At 62.4% G+C, this 20668-nt stretch carries 25 protein-coding genes; 16 read left to right on the plus strand and 9 right to left on the minus strand.

Annotation, left to right across the window (positions count from 1 at the left end; translation table 11 throughout):
- Nucleotides 1-46: 46 nt before the first annotated feature.
- The 3 genes from SLT36_RS11330 to SLT36_RS11340 all read right to left on the minus strand — a co-directional run bounded on the left by SLT36_RS11330 (nucleotide 47) and on the right by SLT36_RS11340 (nucleotide 2673).
- Nucleotides 47-1048: an extensin family protein gene (locus tag SLT36_RS11330; protein ID WP_432287504.1), complete on the minus strand. Its 1002-nt coding sequence runs from the start codon at nucleotides 1046-1048 to the stop codon at nucleotides 47-49.
- A 112-nt stretch (nucleotides 1049-1160) separates the two neighbouring features.
- Nucleotides 1161-1745, minus strand: a complete 585-nt coding sequence (locus SLT36_RS11335; RefSeq protein ID WP_246340512.1) for an extensin-like domain-containing protein — start codon at nucleotides 1743-1745, stop codon at nucleotides 1161-1163.
- A 502-nt stretch (nucleotides 1746-2247) separates the two neighbouring features.
- Nucleotides 2248-2673 carry a DUF3775 domain-containing protein gene (locus tag SLT36_RS11340; protein ID WP_067959620.1) on the minus strand — a complete coding sequence of 142 codons (426 nt, stop codon included), beginning with the start codon at nucleotides 2671-2673 and terminating at the stop codon, nucleotides 2248-2250.
- Between the two features lie 155 nt (nucleotides 2674-2828).
- Here SLT36_RS11340 and SLT36_RS11345 point away from each other — a divergent pair, with 155 nt between their 5' ends.
- Together SLT36_RS11345 and SLT36_RS11350 are read left to right on the plus strand one after the other, a co-directional pair.
- Complete coding sequence (locus SLT36_RS11345; RefSeq protein WP_067959623.1) at nucleotides 2829-3179, plus strand: DMT family protein; 351 nt, start codon at nucleotides 2829-2831, stop codon at nucleotides 3177-3179.
- Nucleotides 3180-3239: 60 nt separating this feature from the next.
- On the plus strand, nucleotides 3240-3812 hold the full coding sequence (locus SLT36_RS11350) for a tetratricopeptide repeat protein (RefSeq protein WP_432287506.1): 573 nt from the start codon (nucleotides 3240-3242) through the stop codon (nucleotides 3810-3812).
- A 44-nt stretch (nucleotides 3813-3856) separates the two neighbouring features.
- Here the strand turns inward: SLT36_RS11350 and SLT36_RS11355 are convergent, their stop codons facing one another.
- Nucleotides 3857-4258 carry a hypothetical protein gene (locus SLT36_RS11355; RefSeq protein WP_432287508.1) on the minus strand — a complete coding sequence of 134 codons (402 nt, stop codon included), beginning with the start codon at nucleotides 4256-4258 and terminating at the stop codon, nucleotides 3857-3859.
- Between the two features lie 208 nt (nucleotides 4259-4466).
- Here SLT36_RS11355 and SLT36_RS11360 point away from each other — a divergent pair, with 208 nt between their 5' ends.
- The gene (locus SLT36_RS11360) at nucleotides 4467-5006 is read left to right on the plus strand and encodes a tetratricopeptide repeat protein (RefSeq protein WP_432287510.1); all 540 of its coding nucleotides are present in this window, start codon (nucleotides 4467-4469) and stop codon (nucleotides 5004-5006) included.
- Between the two features lie 167 nt (nucleotides 5007-5173).
- A complete protein-coding gene (gene msrA / locus SLT36_RS11365) occupies nucleotides 5174-5680 on the plus strand; it encodes a peptide-methionine (S)-S-oxide reductase MsrA (protein WP_432287511.1) in 507 nt (168 codons plus the stop codon).
- A gap of 73 nt (nucleotides 5681-5753) precedes the next feature.
- Here msrA and SLT36_RS11370 read toward each other — a convergent pair.
- Nucleotides 5754-6702, minus strand: a protein-coding gene (locus SLT36_RS11370) for an IS630 family transposase (RefSeq protein ID WP_432287513.1) whose coding sequence is annotated in 2 segments (ribosomal slippage) — nucleotides 5754-6365 and nucleotides 6367-6702 — 948 coding nt in all. Because the reading frame shifts where the segments join, the coding sequence is not laid out codon by codon here.
- 87 nt (nucleotides 6703-6789) lie between these two features.
- Nucleotides 6790-7923, minus strand: a complete 1134-nt coding sequence (locus tag SLT36_RS11375; RefSeq protein ID WP_432287514.1) for a PQQ-dependent sugar dehydrogenase — start codon at nucleotides 7921-7923, stop codon at nucleotides 6790-6792.
- A gap of 281 nt (nucleotides 7924-8204) precedes the next feature.
- On the opposite strand from SLT36_RS11375, the gene greA reads away from it, so the two are divergent.
- From greA to SLT36_RS11405, 6 genes are all read left to right on the plus strand, one after another.
- Nucleotides 8205-8678: a transcription elongation factor GreA gene (greA, locus tag SLT36_RS11380; protein ID WP_115731214.1), complete on the plus strand. Its 474-nt coding sequence runs from the start codon at nucleotides 8205-8207 to the stop codon at nucleotides 8676-8678.
- Between the two features lie 43 nt (nucleotides 8679-8721).
- Nucleotides 8722-9807, plus strand: a complete 1086-nt coding sequence (locus tag SLT36_RS11385) for a glycosyltransferase family 4 protein (protein WP_432287515.1) — start codon at nucleotides 8722-8724, stop codon at nucleotides 9805-9807.
- A 295-nt stretch (nucleotides 9808-10102) separates the two neighbouring features.
- Nucleotides 10103-10957 carry a glycosyltransferase family 25 protein gene (locus tag SLT36_RS11390; RefSeq protein WP_432287517.1) on the plus strand — a complete coding sequence of 285 codons (855 nt, stop codon included), beginning with the start codon at nucleotides 10103-10105 and terminating at the stop codon, nucleotides 10955-10957.
- A 12-nt stretch (nucleotides 10958-10969) separates the two neighbouring features.
- Nucleotides 10970-11743 (plus strand): glycosyltransferase family 25 protein, encoded by a 774-nt coding sequence (locus SLT36_RS11395; protein WP_432287518.1) that lies wholly within the window; start codon nucleotides 10970-10972, stop codon nucleotides 11741-11743.
- A 44-nt stretch (nucleotides 11744-11787) separates the two neighbouring features.
- On the plus strand, nucleotides 11788-12579 hold the full coding sequence (locus SLT36_RS11400; RefSeq protein WP_432287520.1) for a glycosyltransferase family 25 protein: 792 nt from the start codon (nucleotides 11788-11790) through the stop codon (nucleotides 12577-12579).
- Nucleotides 12580-12682: 103 nt separating this feature from the next.
- Nucleotides 12683-13555 carry an FkbM family methyltransferase gene (locus SLT36_RS11405; RefSeq protein ID WP_432287522.1) on the plus strand — a complete coding sequence of 291 codons (873 nt, stop codon included), beginning with the start codon at nucleotides 12683-12685 and terminating at the stop codon, nucleotides 13553-13555.
- A 32-nt stretch (nucleotides 13556-13587) separates the two neighbouring features.
- Here SLT36_RS11405 and SLT36_RS11410 read toward each other — a convergent pair whose 3' ends face one another.
- A complete protein-coding gene (locus SLT36_RS11410) occupies nucleotides 13588-14058 on the minus strand; it encodes an Lrp/AsnC family transcriptional regulator (protein WP_067959664.1) in 471 nt (156 codons plus the stop codon).
- A 241-nt stretch (nucleotides 14059-14299) separates the two neighbouring features.
- On the opposite strand from SLT36_RS11410, the gene trxB reads away from it, so the two are divergent.
- The 5 genes from trxB (at nucleotide 14300) to SLT36_RS11435 (ending at nucleotide 17728) form a co-directional block, all read left to right on the plus strand.
- On the plus strand, nucleotides 14300-15274 hold the full coding sequence (gene trxB, locus SLT36_RS11415) for a thioredoxin-disulfide reductase (RefSeq protein WP_432287523.1): 975 nt from the start codon (nucleotides 14300-14302) through the stop codon (nucleotides 15272-15274).
- A 32-nt stretch (nucleotides 15275-15306) separates the two neighbouring features.
- Nucleotides 15307-16203, plus strand: coding sequence for a LysR family transcriptional regulator (locus SLT36_RS11420; protein ID WP_432287525.1), 897 nt, complete (start codon nucleotides 15307-15309; stop codon nucleotides 16201-16203).
- Between the two features lie 292 nt (nucleotides 16204-16495).
- Nucleotides 16496-16810 (plus strand): ArsR/SmtB family transcription factor, encoded by a 315-nt coding sequence (locus SLT36_RS11425; protein WP_432287527.1) that lies wholly within the window; start codon nucleotides 16496-16498, stop codon nucleotides 16808-16810.
- A 2-nt stretch (nucleotides 16811-16812) separates the two neighbouring features.
- A complete protein-coding gene (locus SLT36_RS11430) occupies nucleotides 16813-17280 on the plus strand; it encodes an SRPBCC family protein (protein WP_432287528.1) in 468 nt (155 codons plus the stop codon).
- Between the two features lie 28 nt (nucleotides 17281-17308).
- Nucleotides 17309-17728 carry a GFA family protein gene (locus SLT36_RS11435; RefSeq protein ID WP_432287529.1) on the plus strand — a complete coding sequence of 140 codons (420 nt, stop codon included), beginning with the start codon at nucleotides 17309-17311 and terminating at the stop codon, nucleotides 17726-17728.
- Between the two features lie 47 nt (nucleotides 17729-17775).
- Here SLT36_RS11435 and SLT36_RS11440 read toward each other — a convergent pair whose 3' ends face one another.
- A complete protein-coding gene (locus SLT36_RS11440) occupies nucleotides 17776-18273 on the minus strand; it encodes a methyltransferase family protein (protein ID WP_432287531.1) in 498 nt (165 codons plus the stop codon).
- A 797-nt stretch (nucleotides 18274-19070) separates the two neighbouring features.
- On the opposite strand from SLT36_RS11440, the gene SLT36_RS11445 reads away from it, so the two are divergent.
- A complete protein-coding gene (locus SLT36_RS11445; RefSeq protein ID WP_432287532.1) occupies nucleotides 19071-19505 on the plus strand; it encodes a GFA family protein in 435 nt (144 codons plus the stop codon).
- Between the two features lie 106 nt (nucleotides 19506-19611).
- Here SLT36_RS11445 and msrP read toward each other — a convergent pair whose 3' ends face one another.
- The gene (gene msrP, locus SLT36_RS11450) at nucleotides 19612-20571 is read right to left on the minus strand and encodes a protein-methionine-sulfoxide reductase catalytic subunit MsrP (protein WP_067959687.1); all 960 of its coding nucleotides are present in this window, start codon (nucleotides 20569-20571) and stop codon (nucleotides 19612-19614) included.
- Between the last annotated feature and the right edge of the window lie 97 nt (nucleotides 20572-20668).

A 20668-nucleotide genomic window follows, 5' to 3' on the forward strand; every position in this document is an offset into this window, starting at 1 on the left:
TTGTAAAGCGCATCTTGCCTGGCTTCATGACACGGGCGCGCAAACGCTAGCGGCAGGCGCGGTACCCGTTGCGGCGCTGCTTGATGTCGAAGTGGAAATGGTTGCGGTGGTCGTAATTGTAGCCGGGGCCAAGCACGGTGTTGAAATAGCTGCAGCCGTCGGCGCGAATGGTGTTAAGGAAGCCGCGGGTGCGGAAGGCGAACAGGCCCGGCTTTTCGACGTCGATGTCGCGGCCGCTGTTCAGCTCGATGCGCATGATGTCCAACGCATTGCCCTTGCCATGTTCTGACAGGGTGCGGGTGCCGGCGATCTTGCGGCAGGAATAGCTCGAGCCCTGGTGGATGGTCTTGACGCCGGAGAAATAGCGCAGCCGGGCGGAGGGAACGAGGTCGCGCTTGGTCCAGGCGGCGAAACTGGCCGCCATCTGGCAGGTGACGACGGCTGCCGGCTTCATCTGCACCGAGCCGATGGCCGACACCTTGACCGGGTAGTCGATACCGCAGGCGGCGCCGTCTCGGATCGGCGGAAGGTCGCGGTAGGTGACGTCGAGTTTCTTCAGGTCACTGCGGCAGTCAACCTCGTCGGCCGGCATGACGGCAGGCCGTATCGGCGCACTTTGCGGCTCGTTGGAGGGATCGTCGAGCTTGGGATAGGCGACCATATAGGGGTTGGACGGCACCAGCGTCTGCATGCCGCGCCCCTGGGCAGGCGCGAGCGCGGCGGTCTGCACAGGCTGTGGCGCTTCAGGCTGGATCTGCTCGAATTGCGCGGCCTGTGCGTCGAGCGTCGGCTCGATCATGGGCGCCGCCTGGGCGACAAGCGCCGGATCGGACTGCGGCTCGACAATGACAGGGGCGGCCTGTACGGGGCCGAGCGACGCTGTCTGGGAGCCGACATCGACGGCGGGCTGAAGCGCGAACACATCGCCCGATGTGCATGAGCTGAGGCCGAGACCGACGGCGACAAGGGTCGTGGCGAGCAGCAGCGCGCGCTGGCGCGCGGTTCGCGGCGATCCGACCGGGATGGTGGCGCGCGAATCTGCGGCCATGCGAAGGCTCCTGTCCCCTTGAGGAAATAAGCCTAGCCGCCAAGGGTAAAGGAAAGATCAGCGGCAGCGTTTACGGCTGGGGCCGAATTGCGGCGTGGGTGGCGGGGCAGGCCTACTGGCAGAATGTGCCGCCATTCTTGCGCGGGGCGAGGTCGATATGCAGGTGCCGGGCGTGGTCGGCGTCGCTGCCTGGACCGAGCACCGTCTTGAACGGCCCGCAAGCCGCCTTGCGTATAGCATCAAGGAACTTGGCATTCTTCTCCGGCGGCGCCGGTTCGACCTCGACCGACGTGCCACCGGTCAGGGTAAAACGGGCAATATCGAGGGCGTTGCCGAAGGCATGCTCGGACAGTTTGCGGGTGCCGTTGCGCGGCCGACAGACATAGGCCGAAGCCTGCCCGACGACGGTCAGTTCCTCGCCGAGCTCGGTTCTCGCGGCAGGGGCGATGACTTCCGTGGCGAAGCGGGCGGAGGTCTCGGCGGTGGCACAGTTGATGATCGCGTCGGGCTCGATGTCGATGGACCGCGAGAGACGCTTCAGCTTGAGCGGAAAGGGCAGGGCGCAACCGTCGGCGTCGCTTTGCGGCGCCTGCTCCTCGAACTCGGCGCCGAGCACCTTCAGGCGTGTGCGGCAGGCGGTCTCCTCGATCGGCATCGTTGCCGGCCGCGCGACGTAGGAACGCTTGTCGGGCAGCATCTTTGGCGCCGGCGGACCAAACGTCTCTCGCCCACGTGGTGCTTCGGGGCCATCCGGGCGCGAGGAGGGTATGGGGACGGTTGTTGGTATTGCTTCAGCCTTCGACATCGCCTCAGGAATTGGCGGGCCGAACATTTCTCGGGCTCGCCGCTGGTCGGGAGCGTAGGGACGCGGCTCGGGTGTGGGAACCAAAGCCTGCCCGGCTTGTGTCGACGCAGCCGGGGGCGGTTTGGGCATGGCCTGCACGGGTGCGGCCTGTGGCACCGGTGCTCGATTGGGTAGTGACGTCTTGCTTGCTTCGACCTTGCTGGCTTGGGCAAAGCCGTGCGGGGGCGCTGCGAAGGTCGCAAGCGGCAGGATAAGGATCAGGGAAAGCAGGCGGGATTTGGCTGTGTGCATCGCCGCTCAACGTTGTCGATCGTTCGCGGTTGCCGAGGGGACGCTGCCGCGCGATCAAATTCGGTGACGGCGTTGTCATCTGGCGGAAGTGGCAAGCGATGCTTCAGGCGCCCAGGGCCTCGAGGCCTTCCTCGAGCCAGTCGCCCAGCATCGGCATGCCGAGCAGGTATTTGGCGGTACGACGATTGCCGCGCTGCCGTGCCTCGGCGACCGCGTCCGCCCATTCGGCGGCGTCGTAGTCGCCGCGCCCGACCCAGGCGAGCGCCACCAGTTCGGCAGCCTGGTCGACATTGAGGTCGGCGATCAGCCCGCGTAGCTCTTTTTCGGTGAGGTTTTCCGCCTCTTCCTCGGCGAGGCCATCATGGCGATGGTTGTCGTGGGTGTCGCCGTCATATTCGACCTCGTGCTCGGCGCCGTCTTCATAGTCTTCGTTGACGCCGGCGCTGATCGCCTTGGCCTTGAGGATGAACAGCCGGACGGTGTCCGGGCCAATGGTCAGGTCCCACTCTTTTTCGCGCCGCTGCTGCACGAGCGTGCTCCTGTTGCCTTCCCCCCGGCTGATGATAGCGCATTTGGCGGCGACGTCACTGCCTCGATGTTCGCGGCGGGGTTGTCGTGGTTGACATGACTTTAGGAGAGGCGGATATAGCGCGCCTTCCTCCCCCCTCCAGACGGTATTTCCCCATGGCTTTTCTGCTTTCGCCCAAGGTTCTTCCTGTGCTGATGCTGATTGCGTCCAACGTGTTCATGACCTTCGCCTGGTACGGGCACCTGAAGTTCAAGGCGGCCCCGCTCTATGCGGCGGTGATTTTCTCCTGGCTGATCGCCTTCTTCGAATACTGGCTGGCGGTGCCGGCCAACCGCATCGGCCACGAGGTCTATACGGCGGCGGAACTGAAGACGATGCAGGAGGTGATTACACTCAGCGTCTTCGTCATCTTCTCGGTCTTCTACCTCAAGGAAGGCCTCACCTGGAACCACGCCATGGGTTTCGCGCTGATCGCCGGCGGGGCAGCACTGATTTTCCGCGGCTGAGGACGAAAGAGCTCAGCCGATGCGTTTGCCTCGACGGGGGACGCATCGGTGGAGGTAGCCATGCATAGCCGATATATGAAGCTTGTGGCCGGCGCGCTGGTGGCACTGCCGCTGTTTGCCGTTCCTGTGATCTCCGCCGACGGAGGCGGAGGTGGTGGCGGCGGAACGGGTGGCGGCAGCGGCAGTGGCGGCGGCAGCGACCCGGTGAAATGCCGCACCGGCCTCGTCTACAACAAGAAAACCAAGAAATGCGAGCCACCCAAGGCCGGCATGATCGATGACGACAGCCTCTATCTGGCCGGGCGGGCGCTGGCCATGGACGGCCGGTACGACGACGCGATCAAGGTGCTGACGCTGGCGCACGACAAGACCGACGCCCGCATCCTCAACTATCTCGGCTATTCGCACCGCAAGGCGGGGCGCATCCTCGTCGGCCTCGGCTACTACCAGGAGGCGATCCTCAACGATCCCGACTACATCCCGGTACGCGAATATATGGGCGAGGCGCATCTGACGCTCGGCGACGTTGCCGGTGCCAGGCAGCAGCTGTCGGAGATCGAGAAGCGCTGCGGCATCGACTGCCGCGAGTACGGGCTGCTGCGGGAGCAGATCGACGGTTATCTGAATGGCTGACAGGCATGGCCTGCCGGAGATCGTCGCAGGCACCGCTGCGGCGGTCAACTGTTGAACAGGCCCCCGACGCGTTCGCGAAAAGCGTCAGCGGTCTTGCGGGTGCCGAAGTCGCGGGTGTCGAAGCGCTTGCCGTTGCGGGCGGTCATGGTGACGCGCCAGGTGCTGTCGCCTTCCATGGCAGGGCATTCCCGGGTTTCGAACCGTTCGATCTGGTCGGGCCCAAAGAGGTGATGCCTGGCCTGCCTGAACGGACGCTTCTCGACGATTTCGATGCGGCCGGAGCCGACTGTCCAATGGATTGCCGGCCCCGTCAGGCCGCCCCATATCGCCGGCACGCCGACGGACCAAGCGCCCAGAATGAGGCACAGCAAGAACGGGCTCGTGGCGTTGAGCGGCCAGACGCCAGGGTAAAGCTCCCAGGTGGCGATGCTTGACGACGAAGGCACGGATGGCGATCAGGCCGACGCGAAGGGCGGGGTGTGCTGGTATGTCGTGCTGTAGCAGCCCGTCGCCGTCAATCTCGTCCATGCCGCAAGCCTCCGCGCGTCCACGCTAGCAACTGGGCATGAACGGATCGCTACGCGATTTCAGCGCGGGATGAAAAGCAGCTCGATCTGCGTTAGTCTGTCGATGGGCGCATTTTAGGAGGTAGCGATGCAGACCCGATTTGCGAAAGTGCTTGCAGGCGTTTTGGTGTCGCTGCCGTTGCTGGCAGTGCCGGTGTTTTCGGCCGACAGCGGCGGAAGCAGCAGCGGCGACGAGGTGAAATGCGACAATGGCCTGGTCTACAACAAGAAGACCAAGAAATGCGAACCGCCCAAGGCCGGCATGATCGACGACGACAGCCTCTATTCGGCCGGTCGCGCGCTTGCCATGGACGGCAAGTATGACGAGGCGATCAAGGTTCTGACGCTGGCCCAGGACAAGACCGACCCGCGCATCCTCAATTATCTTGGCTATTCCCACCGCAAGGCCGGCCGCGTGCTCGTCGGCCTCGGCTACTACCAAGAAGCGCTGCGCAACAACCCCGACTACACGCTGGTGCGTGAATATATGGGCGAGGCGCATCTGATGCTCGGCGATGTCGCGGCTGCCCGTGTGCAACTGTCGGAGATCGAAAAGCGCTGCGGCAAGGGTTGCCGCGAATACGGCATGCTGGAAGAACACATCGACGCCTATCTGCGTGCCGGCTGAGCCTGCCAATATCGAGCAAGGGCCGGGCGCGCTGCCCGGCCCTTGTCATGTCCAGACTGGGAGCTGGGATGCGGGGGTGTTCGCTCACGCCATAGTTTGATCGGCGAACTCGAAAACCGCCCCCATGATCACTATCTAAGGCCCATCACCAAAAAAGGAGAAGCCGCATGAAGACCGAGCAGGCAATTCTGGCTGGCGGGTGTTTCTGGGGAATGCAGGATTTGATCCGGCGCCTTCCCGGGGTCGTCTCGACCCGGGTGGGCTATTCCGGCGGCGACGTGAAGAACGCGACGTACCGCAATCACGGCAGCCACGCCGAGGCGATCGAGATCGATTTCGATACATCGAAGACCGATTTCCGCAACATTCTGGAGTTCTTCTTCCAGATCCACGATCCGACGACCAAGGATCGCCAGGGCAATGACCGCGGCACGAGCTATCGATCGGCGATCTTTTACACTTCCGACGAGCAGCGGGAGGTGGCCGAGGAGACGATCAAGGACGTCGATGCCTCGGGCCTCTGGCCAGGCAAGGTGGTAACCGAACTGGCCCCCGCTGGCGATTTCTGGGAGGCGGAGCCGGAGCATCAGGATTATCTCGAGCGTTTCCCGAACGGCTATACCTGCCACTTCGTTCGCCCGGGCTGGAAACTTCCGCGCCGAAACGCTGCCTGAAGCAGGTTCGCCGGCACTGATCACGAAGGGACCGGGCAGCGCCCGGTCCCCTTTTTCGTTGGACTAGAGCCTTTCACGTTTTGACGGAAGCGTATCCGGCGTTTGCGAAATAGTTCTCGCATTCGCCGGGTTTGATGGTCGCAACGAGTTGACCGACGTGCCGCCACGTTTCTTCGACGGTGCGCTTCTGGGCTTGGCGCATCCAGTGTTTGATCTTGGCGAAGGCCTGCTCGATCGGATTGAGGTCGGGTGAGTAGGGCGGCAGGTACCAAAGCCTGGCGCCAGCGGCCTTGATCATCTGCCTGATGGCGACCGATTTGTGACTTCCCAGATTGTCCATGATGACAATATCGCCGGGTTTCAGCACGCCAACGAGTTGCTGCTCGACATAGGCGCGGAAGCACTGGCCGTTGATTGGTCCGTCAAAGACACAAGGTGCCGCAAGCCGGTCCCAACGCAATGCCCCCAGGAAGGTCAGGGTTCGCCAATGGCCGTGCGGGGCCAAGCCGCGCAGGCGCTTGCCCCTTGGCCCCCAGCCCCGAAGTGGAGCCATATTGGTCTTGATCCAGGTCTCATCGATGAAGACCAGGCACCGCGGATCCAGGCTGGCCTGCCAAGACCGCCATCGCCGACGCCTGCGAGCAATATCGGCTCGGCCCTGCTCAAGAGCGAGCAGTGTTTTTTTTGAAGCTCAGGCCCTCGCGCCTCAAGAACATCCAGACCGCATTGTGCGAGACCATCACCCCGCGTGCGGCCAACTCGTCCTTCAGCCGATGCAGCGTCAGTTCAGAGGTCTGGTTGATCCGCTCCACGATGAAGGCACGATGCGGCTCCAAAATCCGCTTGCGGTGTCCGCCCATCTTGCCCGGCGCAACCGACCCGGTGGCACGGTAACGCTGCGACCACTTCACAACCGAGGAAACGGCAACGCCGAAGCGCGACGCCACCGCACGGCAGTTCTCGCCGGCGCAAACCGCTTCGACAACACGCTCACGAAGATCGTTCGAAAGGGCTCGCGTCATCAGATGCTGGCCTCCATCCAGCCAGCATCTTGAATCACAAACGCCAATCTTTGGGAATCCTACGATTCTCTCAAAAAATGAAACGCTCTAGTCGCCTCGCGACAACCTGACGATCATGCCGTCGCCTTCGTCGGTCAGCAGCCAGATCGAGCCATCCGGGGCGACATTGACATCGCGGATGCGACCGAAGGCGCCGTCAAGGATGCGTTCCTCGTCGAGGATGTTGCCCTTGGCGTCGCGGTCGAGACGGCTGATAAGTTCGAACTTCAGCGAGCCGACCAGCAGGTCTCCCTTCCATTCCGGGAACATCTCGCCCTGATAGCTGGCGAGGCCGGAAGGGGCGATCGACGGATCCCAGTAATAGAGCGGCTGCTCATAGCCCTTGGCCGACGTGCCGACGCCGATCTTGGCGCCGGAATAGTCGCGGCCGTAGGTGATGACGGGCCAGCCGTAGTTCTTGCCAGCTTGCGGGCGGTTCAGCTCGTCGCCGCCCTGCGCGCCATGCTCGACCGTGATCAGCCCACCCAGTACGGGATCGAAAGTCGCGCCTTGGAGGTTGCGGTGGCCCTTCGACCAGATTTCGGATGCCATGGCCTTGCCGTCGGGCGAGGGATTATCCTTGGGGATGGAGCCGTCGGCGTTGATGCGGATGACCGCGCCGGCATGGTCCTGCATGTCCTGGGCGCGATCGCCCTGGCCGCGGTCACCGGTCGTGACGAACAATGTGTCGTCGTCATTGACGACGATGCGCGAGCCGAAATGGTGACTGGAGCCGCTCTTGCGGTTCATCGAGAAGATGACCTTGACATCTTCGAGCCGCGCCTTGGCTCCGTCCCGGACCAGCTTGGCCCGGGCAAGCGCCGTGCCGGCGCCGCCGCGTCCCGGCTCGGAGAAGCTGAAGAAGATCGTGCCAGACGTTGCGAAATTGCGGGCGACGGCAATGTCGAGCAGGCCGCCCTGGCCGCTTGCGGCAACCTCGGGCACACCCGACACGGGTTCGGACAAGCCGTTCTGAGACAGGATGCGGATCTGGCCCGAGCGCTCGGTGACGATTGCCTCGTTGCCGGGCAGAAAATCGAGGCCCCAGGGATGATCGAGCCCTCCGGCAATGACGTCGGCGCGCACGGTGACGGCTTCGGTGTTGAAGCTCTGGGTCTGGGCGAAGGCCGGCGAGGCGGCCAATGCGAAGAGGAATACGAAATGCGGTGTGTTGATGCTCATCTATCCGACATAGGTGCGTTGGCTGCTCCGGCAACCGCTACAGAGCATCAAAGCGCGACAGCTTCAATCACAAGCGGGTGAGGGGGCGCAGCGTCAGGTTGCGCTGCTGCAACGTCAGTGGTGGCCAACGCATTTTTTGACGTGAATTCTGCGACAGGATTGCTATATTCAGCAGAGATAGAGGTGAGACGGTTCCGTTAGCCGAGGCTGCCGGACCGTTTTCTTTTTTTGTGCCTCGCGGCAGCATAAGGCCGCGCGGCAAAGGCCAGGAGAGGTCGATTATGAACAAGGTTCCGATGACTGCGGGTGGTTTCGCTGCGCTGAAGGAAGAACTGCGCTGGCGCCAGCAGGAAGAGCGTCCGCGCATCATCGAAGCCATTGCCGAGGCACGTTCGCACGGCGACCTTTCGGAAAACGCCGAGTATCACTCGGCCAAGGAAGCGCAGAGCCTCAACGAAGGCCGCATCAACGAACTCGAGGACCTGATCGCGCGTGCCGAGGTGATCGACGTCAGCAAGCTCAATGGCGACAAGATCAAGTTCGGCGCCACCGTCGTGCTGCTCGACGAGGATACCGAAGAGGAAAAGACCTACCAGATCGTCGGCGACCAGGAGGCCGACGTGAAGTCGGGCCGCATCTCGATCTCCTCGCCAATCGCGCGCGCGTTGATCGGCAAGGAAGTGGGCGACGCCATCGAGGTCAACGCCCCGGGCGGCGCACGCGGCTATGAGATCGTCCAGGTCCAGTTCATCTGAGGCAACAGGCGGCATTGGCTGTGGTGATGCCGGATCAGACACGATGAACAAGGCAGGCAACCGCGCCGAAAACGCCGGCGCGGTCGACATGGCGCGCACCGAAGTGATCGCGCCCAATCTCAAGCAGCGGCTTTCCGGTGTCACCAGCACCATCGTGCAACTGGTGCCGGTGCAGGCGCGCAACCTCGGCATTGCCGTGTTCGGGCCTGGTCTGCCCGACAGCCTGCCCAATATGCGCTGGTGGCAACTGCCTTGGCTGCTCAGGCGGCCTGAGACCGGGCGGCCGCGCATCTGGCACGCCAGGCGCAACACAGAGATGGTGGCAGGGCTTGTCCTGCGCCACTTCTTTCGGGCGCAGATCAGGCTGGTGTTCACTTCAGCGGCACAGCGCGACCACAGGCCGTTCACCAAATGGCTGATCCGCCAGATGGATGGCGTGATCGCGACCAGCCTGATGTCAGGGCGTTTCCTCGAGGTGCCGCACAAGGTGGTGATGCACGGGGTCGACCTCGAAAAGTTCCACCCGCAGCGCGGGCCCGACGACGCCTTTGCAGCCGCGGGGTTGCCCGGCAAATATGCCATCGGCTGCTTCGGCAGGGTCAGGCATTCGAAGGGCACCGACCTGTTCGTCGATGCGATGATCGCGTTGCTGCCACACTATCCCGAGTGGACGGCTGTCATCACCGGGCGCATCACGGCGGAGCACAAGGGTTTCGGCGACGAGCTAAGGCAGCGGATCGCGGCAGCCGGCTTGTCGGAACGGATCCTGCTGCTCGGCGAGGTGCCCGACGTTGCCGTGTGGTACCGGCGCGTCACACTCTATGTCGCGCCGTCGCGCAATGAAGGCTTCGGGCTGACGCCGCTCGAGGCGATGGCATCGCGCACGGCTGTCGTTGCCAGCGACGCCGGCTCCTATTCGGAGATCGTGACGCGAGGCGTGACCGGCGATTTTGTTGCCGCCAATGACGGCAATGCCTTGCGCGAGGCGATCAGGCCATATCTCGCCGATCCGGCTCTTGCCGAGGCTCATGGCGCTGCCGGGCATGAAGACGTCTCCAGACGCTTCCGGCTCGAAAACGAGGCGGCCGGGTTGCGCGAGGTCTATGACCGGGTGTGGGCGAAGGGCTGACAGGGGCCTGGAACCGGCTTGCCGCATTGGCCCGAGTTTCTCCGCCGATTCTAATGTAACGCCCGCTTAAATGCTTTGAATTTCTCGTATTAAGTCAGTTTTGCTTTCCGGTTCTCCACCGGAAGCTGCAACAAGGCGATTAATGCGGAAAAACACTTGGGCGCCTGAAATAATGCTGAATTCTTGATCAAGGTTGCTCTATATTGCACCGCAATGCGCCCCCGGCTTGCTGCCCGCCCTCGCTTGCCTTATGGCAACTGCGGGGCGGGGGCACGACTATGGTAGAGATCGTGCTTTGAAAATCTATTTCATCAATCTCGACCGGTCGCCAGGCCGGCTCGATTGGTTCATGGCGCAGGTCGCCGGCATGGACGTTGCAACAGTCCGTGTGCCGGCGGTCGACGCCAAGCAGCTGCCCGAACAGGAGTTCGAGCGGCTGCGGTGCCTGTCCTCCGGCGTCAATTCGATGTCGCCCGCCGAGGTGGCCTGCCTGCTCAGCCACCGCAAGGCGTGGGCGCTGGTGGCCGAAGGCGATGACGACTGGGCTTTCGTCGCTGAAGACGACATCCATTTCTCCGCCGATGCCGCGAGCTTTCTGAAGTCTGATCGCTGGATCCCGGCGGGGGTGGATCTGGTCAGGGCCGAAACGGATCTGGCCCGGGCCGAATTGTCCCACAAGACCTGGGGCGAGCCTGCCGGACACGAACTGCGCAGGCTGAAATCGGCGCAACTGGGGTCGGCAGGCTATTTCGTGTCGAGGACTGCCGCAGGTCGCCTGCTCGGCCATACCGAGAGCCACTGCGAACCAGCCGACGTCATTCTCTATTCTCCGGAGCGGGGCATCCTTGATGAACTCGTGGTGCTGCAGCTGATGCCGGCGGTCTGCATTCAAGACATGTGGGCGCCGAACGCCACCGTCGGCGGCTCGCTGACGAGCCAGATTGCCCAGGACCGGCGCCAGTTTCACCGCAGCGATCCTCGTTCCGCAAGGCGGCGCGGGATCGCGAAGCTCACGCATGAATTCTGGCGGGTCGGGCGACAGCTGGCGAGTCCCTTCCGCATGGCGCTGCTGGCGACTGCCAGGCAGTCGGTGTTCAAGAAGGTGTCCATCGAATTGACGGTGCGATCTGACACGCAGCGCGCAGGGTAAGCGTACGCGGGAATGAAGATTTTTGTCATCAATCTGGACCGCGCACCGCAGCGCCTCGAGCGCATGGCGTCGCTGTTTGGCGAGCTGGGGCTCGACTTCCACAGGGTGCCGGCCGTCGACGGCCGGGACCTGGTTGACCGGCAGGCTCGCAAGGGCATGTATTACGACCTGGGCAGTGGCGAAATCGGCTGCTTTCTCAGCCATATCAAGTGCTGGGACGCTGCGACGAAGGCAGACGGCGAGTACACCGCAATCTTCGAGGATGACGTCCACTTCGGGGCCGGTGCACGAGAACTGCTTGTCGACACCAGCTGGGTTCCAGTCGATGCCGACGTGGTGAAGCTTGAAACCACCTTGGTACGGACGCTGGTCGACCGCGACAGTGCTGCCCGTGCCGGCGACCGCTCGGTACGGCGCTTGCTCGATACGCATCCGGGGACGGGCGCCTACATCGTGTCGCGCAAGGGCGCGCGCAAGCTGCTCGAACTGAGCGCGGATTTCGCTGATCCGGTCGACCAGTTCATGTTCAATCCGGTCTCCGTCGCCTGGAATGCGCTGACGATCTATCAGGTCGACCCGGCGATCTGTGTCCAGGAGGTGGTCGTCGGCAAGGATGGTGCCGCCGATGCCTTGGCCAGCGGGCTGAAACACGAACGGCCGGTACAGGAAAAAGCGCGCGGCACGGAAAAGCTGATGCGGGAGATTGCCAGACCGCTTGGGCGCCTTGCCGCGTCCGTCGGCGCAGGTCTTCGGGGGCAGCGATGGGGCAAGGTGCGGTTCCGCTGACCGGCGCCGGCCACTTGTTGAGGCAGGATTTGAACGACCATCCAATGAACATCTACCTGATCAATCTGGATCGCTCGCCCGATCGCCTGCAGCGTATGGCCACGATCTTCGGCGATCTCGGCCTCGACTTCACAAGGATGCCGGCTGTCGACGGGGCGAAGCTGATTGCCGAGGGCAAACTGCACCGACCCGAGCGGGCAGGGCTGATCTACCAGCTCGGACCTGGGGAAACAGGCTGCTTTCTCAGCCACCGGGCGTGCTGGGAGGCGATCGCCAACGCCGAGCAGAACCATGGGGTGGTCTTCGAGGACGACGTCCATTTCGGATCCGGCCTCGCCGAATTGCTGAGCAACGTTGCCTGGATTCCTGGCGATGCCGACGTGGTGAAGCTGGAGACCACCAGGGTGCATGCCCTCCTCGACCGAACGGGCAACAAGCTTGCCCTGGGACGTTCTCTCAAGAGGCTTCGGTCAACACATACTGGTGCAAGCGGCTACATCTTGTCGAAGTCGGCCGCGCGGAAGCTCATTGCTTTGAGTGAGGATTTTGTCGATCCGGTCGATCAATTCATGTTCAATCCGGCTTGTACGGCTTGGGCTGATCTTACGATCTACCAGTTGACGCCCGCAATCTGCATTCAGGATATGCTGGTTGGAGCAGGCAGCCAGGTTGTCGGTTTCCAAAGTACTCTTGAAGATGAGCGGCCCGAACTCAAGAGCCAAAAAGAGCGGCTGAGCAAACCGCTAAGAGAAATCATGAGACCCTTACGGCAGGCGTGGATGTTCTTGAACTCACGCTTGCGCGGCCTTGAGAGGGTCAGGGTTCCTTTCTCCTGAGTTTTGTTTACCCCTGTGGCCGGCTACAGGCCATTTTTTGCAGACACTGTATTTGGACGTTGGAAAATACGGGACTGAAACAGACGTTTTGGATTGAGGGACTGTGAAGATCACCGCCTTAAAGGGAATAGAAAACGCCCTGAGAAATTGGAAGGTTGCGTTCATCCGGAAACTGGTTTCCGGCAAGCATGGCCGACGCATTTCATCCGAGGTGCTTTTGACGAACGTCACCTCGGTCACTATGAAATTCGATGACCACTTCATGTCTTTTTCGCCACATGAGTACATCGGGAAAAGTATTTTTCTCTCGGGGGATTTTGATCGGGATCTCTCCGACGCATTGGTCGCCTTCCTATCTCGTCGAGGCTATTTGCCGAGCGGTGGGGCGACCGTGCTGGAGATAGGCGCGAACATCGGTACTCAGACCGTGTACTTCTGCCGGTCTGGCAAAGTTGCAAGGGTTATCGCCGTCGAGCCGGATCCGAGAAACTTATCGCTACTTCGGCGCAATGTTGCGGAAAATGGTCTTGAGCAACTCGTCACTATCATTCCTTGTGCGGTCGGAAATGATTTCGAGACAGGCAGTTTGCATCGCGCAGCCGGCAACTTTGGCGGAAGCAGCCTCTTTCCGTTGGAAAACTCTGAAGGCGCAGTGGCCGTTGCGATCAAGCCCGTGGCGCAGGTGCTTGCAGAGGCTGGTGTTCTTGCAGCTGAGATCGACTTCGTGTGGATGGACATTGAAGGAGCCGAGCCCTTCGCCAGCCAATCGATGCACGAGCTTTTCGAGCGGCGCGTGCCGGTAATGCTAGAGTATTCGCCCAGCGTCTACGCACCGGGCGTTGCGCGGGAGTTCATATCGCTTCTGTCGCGCTACTACGAAAAGTGCATGATCTTCGATGGACATAACCAAGCGGAGATGAAGGTCATCGACCTTCCGATCAGCATCGCCCAAACAAACATCCTGCTGCTGCCATAACGCTTGGCGGGCAGGGCGAGGGTTGCAGGGGCCTAGATGGCCACCAGACCGTCGTCCTTGACCTGCCTGATGGTCAGCGCCGTGCGCACCGTGTCGACGTTGGGGGAGGAAGTCAGTTCCTCGATGACGAAGCCCTGGAAGGTGCCGAGGTCGGGAGCGAGGCAGTGCAGCATGAAGTCGGATTCGCCCGAGACCATCCAGGCGCTGCGGACGATCGGCCAGTTGCGGGTGCGGTCGGCGAAGGCCTTGAGGTCGACTTCCGACTGGCGGTTGAGGCCGACGAGACAGAAGGCGACGACGTCCATGCCGAGCGCGGGCGCGTTGAGCAGGGCGCGGTAGCGCTGGATGATGCCTTCGTCCTCCAGCCGCTTGACGCGGCGCAGGCAGGGCGGCGCCGAGATACCGACGCGGCGCGACAATTCGACATTGGTCATGCGGCCGTCGTCCTGAAGCTCACGCAGAATCTTCCAGTCGATGGCGTCGAGGTCGGCCTTGATCGGCATATGTGCTCCGCGTTTGCGCAAGAATCTTGCGCAATGACGTAATAAAACTACTCGTAGCCCTTGGGAAGCCCATGGCCGGTGAAACGCCGCAGACGGAACAATTGCTTCGTTCGGTGCACAGCTTTCGGGGGAGTAACATCTTGCCGCCTTGCGCGGGGTATGGGTGAACACCTAGATTAGGGACGATCCGCAGCCCGTTTTGACGGCTGCTGCATTTTCCATCGACCACGAAGGCCCTTCGATGACCGCCAAACATGCGCCAGTTCTCATCATCGGTTCCGGACCTGCCGGATACACGGCGGCGATCTATGCGGCGCGTGCCATGCTGAAACCGGTGCTCGTCGCGGGCATCCAGCAGGGCGGCCAGCTGATGATCACCACCGAGGTCGAAAACTATCCCGGCTTCGCCGAGCCGATCCAGGGCCCGTGGCTGATGGAGCAGATGCGCCTGCAGGCCGAGCATGTCGGCACCGAGATGATCAACGACATCATCACCGAGGTCGATCTCGACGTCAGGCCGTTCCGCGCCAAGGGCGATTCCGGAACCATCTACACCGCCGACGCGCTGATCATCGCCACCGGTGCTCAGGCCAAGTGGCTGGGCCTGCCCTCCGAGCAGGTGTTCCAGGGGTTTGGCGTTTCGGCTTGCGCCACTTGCGACGGCTTCTTCTATCGCGGCAAGGACGTGGTGGTCGTCGGCGGCGGCAATTCGGCGGTCGAAGAGGCGCTCTATCTCTCCAATCTGGCCAAGACGGTGACCGTCGTTCATCGCCGCGATCATTTCCGCGCCGAGCGCATCCTGCAGGAACGGCTGTTTGCCAAGGCCAACATCAAGGTGATCTGGGACTCGGCAGTCGACGAGATTGTCGGTGCGCCGGCGCAGAAGCCGCTGCCGCCGTCGGTCAACGGCGTGAGGCTGAAGAATGTGCATACCGGCGCCATCACCGAAATGACTACGGACGGCGTGTTCGTGGCGATCGGCCATGCACCGGCGGTCGAGCTGTTCGTCGGCAAGCTCAAGCAGAAGTCGAACGGCTATCTCTGGACCGAGCCGAATTCGACGCGGACTAACGTTGCGGGCGTGTTCGCCGCCGGCGACGTGACCGACGACATCTATCGCCAGGCGGTGACGGCGGCAGGTCTTGGCTGCATGGCAGCGCTTGAAGCCGAGAAGTATCTGGCGGGAGTTGAAGTGCATCGCGAAGCGGCCGAATAGGCCGACCAAACGCCTTATAAACGAGGGGAAAAATGGCGTTGGATTGGGATAAGTTGCGCGTGTTCCACGCAGCGGCGGAGGCTGGCTCTTTCACGCACGCGGCGGAGACGCTGAGGCTGTCGCAGTCGGCGATTTCGCGCCAGGTGAGCGCGCTCGAACACGACATCGGCGTGCCCCTTTTTCACCGGCACGCGCGTGGCCTGGTGCTGACCGAGCAGGGCGAGATGCTGTTCCGCACGGCGCATGACGTCTTGATGAAGCTCGAGACGATCAAGACGCGGCTGACCGAGACCAAGGACCGGCCGTCTGGTGTGCTCAAGGTGACGACGACCGTCGGCCTCGGCGCCGGCTGGCTGACCGAGCGCATCCAGGAGTTCCTCGAGCTCTATCCCGATATCCAGATCCAGCTGATCCTCGCCAATGAGGAGCTGGACCTGACCATGCGCCAGGCCGATTGCGCGATCCGCCTGCGTCAGCCGCAGCAGCCGGACCTGATACAGCGCCGGCTGTTCACGGTGCATTTCCACCTCTATGCGTCGCCGGCCTACGTCAACAAATACGGCAAGCCGGCCTCGATCGCCGACCTCAAGAACCACCGTATCGTCACCTTCGGCGTGCCGGTGCCGACGCACCTGAGCGAGCTCAACTGGCTGGAAACCGTCGGCGACTTCGAGGGCGGCCAGCGTGTGCCGACGCTGCAGATCAATGACATCCTGTCGATCAAGAAGGCGGTGCAGACGGGTGCCGGCATCGCCATGCTGCCCGACTATGTCATCGGCAAGGATGCCGGACTGGTGCAACTCCTGCCCGAAACCGAGGTGCCGTCCTTCGACACCTATTTCGCCTATCCCGACGCCATGCGCGAGCAGGCCAAGCTGCACGTCTTCCGCGACTTCGTCATCGCCAAGGCCAGGAGTTGGGCCTACTAGGCTCCCACTCCGATCACGCCCGCTGCGAAAAGCCCTCGCTTCGGCGAGGGCAGGCTTTCCCACGCGTGGACGCAGGCGCGCCCCGACAATCGGTTTCCGTTCCAAGCGACAATGCGGCTGCGTTGATCGGCCTGTTCCCGGCTACCTGGCGCCTGCGCGTGGACCGGGCAGGCTGTACCGCTCGACAACCCGAGCGGACGATGGTGTTCGCATAAATATGCAGGCAAATACCTGCATGACTTGACATGCAGGTATTTGCCTGCATATTTACGGCGGTAAGTGAGTGAGGACGATGGACGCCGACGACGTATTCAAGGCCTTGAGCGACCCGACCCGCAGGAAGCTGCTCGATCTTCTCTTCGAAAAGAACGGACAGTCGCTCGGTGAGTTGTGTGCAAACCTCGATATGGCTCGGCAATCGGCCACCCAGCATCTCGGGATACTGGAGGCGGCCAACCTGGTCACATCGGTCCGGCGCGGCCGCGAGAAGCTGCATTTCATCAACCCCGTTCCGATCCACGAGGTTTACGAGCGGTGGGTGCGCAAGTTCGAGGTCCAGCGGCTAAGCCTGCTGCATGACCTGAAGAAAGAACTCGAAGGAGAATGACAATGACCAGCCAGGAAAAGACGAGCTTCGTCTACGTGACCTACATCGTCTCGACACCGGACAAGGTGTTCGAGGCAATCACCAAGCCGGATGTCGCAAGGCGCTACTGGGGCCACGAAAACATTTCCGACTGGAATCCGGGTTCGACGTGGGAGCATGTCCAGGCCCATGGCGAGCGGGCCGTCAAGGTTGTCGGCAAGGTCGTCGAGACCGTGCCACCCAGCCGCCTCGTCATAACCTGGGCAGACCCGTCCGAGGCTGCAAATCCTGCAAGCTACAGTCGGGTGACGTTCGACATCGATGAATACGACACCATGGTTCGGCTGACCGTTACCCATGACGAACTCGAAGCCGGCAGCGGCATGGCGAAAGGCATCAGCAAGGGCTGGCCGATCGTTCTGTCCAGCCTGAAATCCTTCCTCGAAACGGGACGCTCCCTCGACGTTTTCGCCAAGCCAAAAACGGCATGATCGGCTGCCCGCATCCCGGAGAACCCCAATGACGACCAAGCTTTGTGCCGGCGGCTGCGCCTGTGGTGCTGTCCGCTACGAGACGACAAACGAGCCGATCTTCCAGAACCACTGCCAGTGCCTGGATTGCCAGAAGCGTAGCGGCACCGGGCATGGCTCGTACCTGACCTTTGCCAGGCGCGCCGAGATGGCGATGACGGGCGAAGCAAAGCATTGGCGGGTCGTGGCCGACAGCGGCAAGGACAAGATCCATGGCTTCTGCCCTGAGTGCGGAACGCCTGTGTTCGTGACCTTCGCCGCAGCGCCCGAAGCGATCGCGATCCATGCCGGCAGCCTGGATGATCCGGGCCAGTTCCAGCCTCAGGTGCTGACCTACAGTGCCCGAGGCCACGCCTGGGACAGGATCGATCCCGATCTCGTGGCCTTCGCGGGCATGCCGAGCGGCTGAACCTTCGCCTGCCGACATCGTTTCCGGCTGGCCGATCTTGTTCCGGCCTAAGCTCCACGCCAGGGCGTGAGCCGGGGCAGCCAGCCGGGAACGTTTTGGCGGTAAGCTTCGTAGTCGGCACCGTATTGCCGCAGCAGAACCGGCTCCTCATAGATCCGGACGAAGGTCGCCATCACAGCGCCCATGATGACGGCATAGGCGGCAAGCTGCCAGGATGCAAAGATCAGCGCCTGCCCGAGGATGATCGACAGCACGGCGACATACATCGGGTTGCGCACGTGGCGGTAGACGCCGCCGACCACCAGCCTGTCCGTCGGTGCGACCGGGGCAGGGGTGCCGAGCCCTTCCAGCGCGAAACGGGCGAAGGCGTGCAGCAGCACGCCGAGGCCGACAGCGACCAGCGCGGCGCCCAGGATGGCGAGTGGCCACGACGCCATCGGCAGGCCGTAGCGCCCGCTCGCGAGCCAGGGCACGAGGCCGGCGACGACACCCGGTGCCGCGATGAAGAAGATGGCGCTGCCGAGGATGGCGGACGGTTTGCGCAAGGCCTGCACTCCTCTTGATCTCTCAGCTCGAAAATTCCGCATGTTGCCTATTGGCTTGGCTTTCGCCGCAACAATGAGCGTGCCGTGCCCGATTTGCCAGCATCTCCCGGCGCGGGGCGTTTCAGGTCATCCTTGGCGTCGCCACAGCTGTTTGTTGTGCATTGCAGCATGCTCAGGCTGCGATTTTCGGGGCGAAAACTGGTCCTATCGGGCTTCTAACGTCGTTAGACCACAGCCTGTATGTTTTTGCATGCGTGCATTGCAAAATAGATGCTTGTTTGTTGGGCAAGGAGAGCACATATATTGATCATCTCCAGGGCGCGTTCCTCCTCCCATTAGCGCCCTCGAGTGTTCCCCTCTGGAGGTTAGCCTTAATCGGCACTTCCAAACAAACTCAGCCGGATCTTCTTGGATCCGGCTTTTTTGTTGCCTGAAACAGGCCAAACCTCCCGCGTAACAGTGACATGTAACCCCCGGTAACATTACCCGTACCCCGGGACGCGCCTAGTTTTTACATGGACGCGGTGATGGTGCGTCGGGAGATGGGGGCATCACCCGTGCGCGCCAGGTTCAGGCAACGCGCCGCGTCCAGCAGATTGCCGACGACCCAAGACGTTGGCCACGTAGCGGCGGACCTGCCGTTCCGCCTCCCGCGGAACGGTCCGCAAAAAAGCGGTGTCCGAGGATATCCTCGGGCGCCGCTTTTATTTTGTCGGCGGCCGGTCAAGGCTGGGCGACATTGCTGCGAATCCATATTTTGCCAGGCGCGGCCAGATGGATCTTTTGGGGGGACATTCATGAGCATGACAGATGCGGCCAAGGGCGCGAGCAAGGCGGGTGTGGCCAAGGCCAAGGTCTTTGGCGGCGGCTGCCTGTGCGGCGCAGTCCGCTTCGAGGCGACCGGAACGGCCGGCAAGCCGCATACATGCTCGTGCCGCATGTGCCAGCGCCACACAGGTTCGCTGACCGCTTCCTGGGTCGAATTTCCAAGCGACCGCGTGACGTGGACCGGACCGGGTGGCGCGCCATCGGTCTATCGCTCGTCCGACTATTCCAGTCGCGCCTTCTGCCCGGCCTGCGGCAGCTCATTCGGCGCCATCGACGACGCGCCCGTGGTCGCACTGCTGCTCGGCGTCTTCGACAAGCCCGGCGCGATTGAGCTCATGCCGAAGAGCCACTCGTTCAAGGGTGGTCGGCCAAAATGGTGGCATGTCGAGGCGAAAGCGGAGTAGGGCACCGCGCGCACAAACTGACGCGCGGACACCTCCCAAGTTCTTTTTGACACTGCATGATCCCTCTCGACAATCGCTTCGATTTTTCGAGGGCATGCAGGTGGGATCACATGTAAAGCTTGGCGGGATCCTTGCCTGCGTAGAGCTGACCTATTTCGGCGGCATAGCCGTTGAACAGCTGTGTCGGCACCTGTTCGCCGGTGCCCAGCACGCGCTCCTTGGCCTGGCTCCAGCGCGGGTGCGGGACCTCGGGATTCACGTTCGCCCAGAAACCGTATTCGCTCGGCTGGATCGCTTCCCACAGGCCCACCGGCTGTTCGGCGACGAAGTCGATCTTGCGGATCGACTTGATCGACTTGAAGCCGTATTTCCACGGCAGGACGAGCCGTATCGGCGCGCCAAACTGCTTGGCCAGCGGCTTGTCATAGGCGCCTGTGACGAGGAAAGGCAGGTCGAGCGCCGCTTCCTCGATGGTGACGCCTTCGACATAGGGCCAGGGATAGACGAAGTCGTTCTGGCCGGGCGCCATGGACGGATCGAGGAAGGTCTCGAAGCGGATGAATTTTGCATCCGTCTTGGGGCTCGCCATGGCGACAAGCGCCTTCAGCGGGAAGCCGCTCCACGGGATGGTCATCGACCAGGCCTCGACGCAGCGGTGGCGGTAGAGCCGCGTCTCGAGCGGGAATTTGCGGATCAGGTCGTCGATGGCAAGCGTCATCGGCTTGTCGACGAGGCCGCCGATCTGGATGTCCCACGGCCGCGTCTTGAGCTGCTGGGCGTTGGCCGCGATCTCCTTGTAGGTGCCGTATTCGTAGAAGTTGTTGTAGTTGGCGTTGATCGCTTCGGGCGTCAGCGCACGGTCGAGCTTGTAGGTGGCATTCGGCTTGGCCGGATAGAGATCGGCGGTCGGATCGGCCTCCTCGGCGCGCGCCTTGCGGGGCAGGGCTGCTGCCGCGAGCCCAAGTCCCATGCCGGCCAGAATGCTGCGGCGGTTGAGGAAGATGTGCTCGGGTGTCGCCAGCGCTTCCGGAATTGCCCAGGACGGACGGCGGTGAATGAATGCCATGCTTGCTCTCCAATAGGCCGGTCGCAAGGTCGCCCCTGCGGACGGCGAAATCAACGCTGTCACGTTCACATACGCGTGGAAACGTCGCCGCGTTACA

The organism is Aminobacter sp. BA135, from assembly GCF_050859125.1.
GTDB classification, from domain to species: domain Bacteria; phylum Pseudomonadota; class Alphaproteobacteria; order Rhizobiales; family Rhizobiaceae; genus Aminobacter; species Aminobacter ciceronei.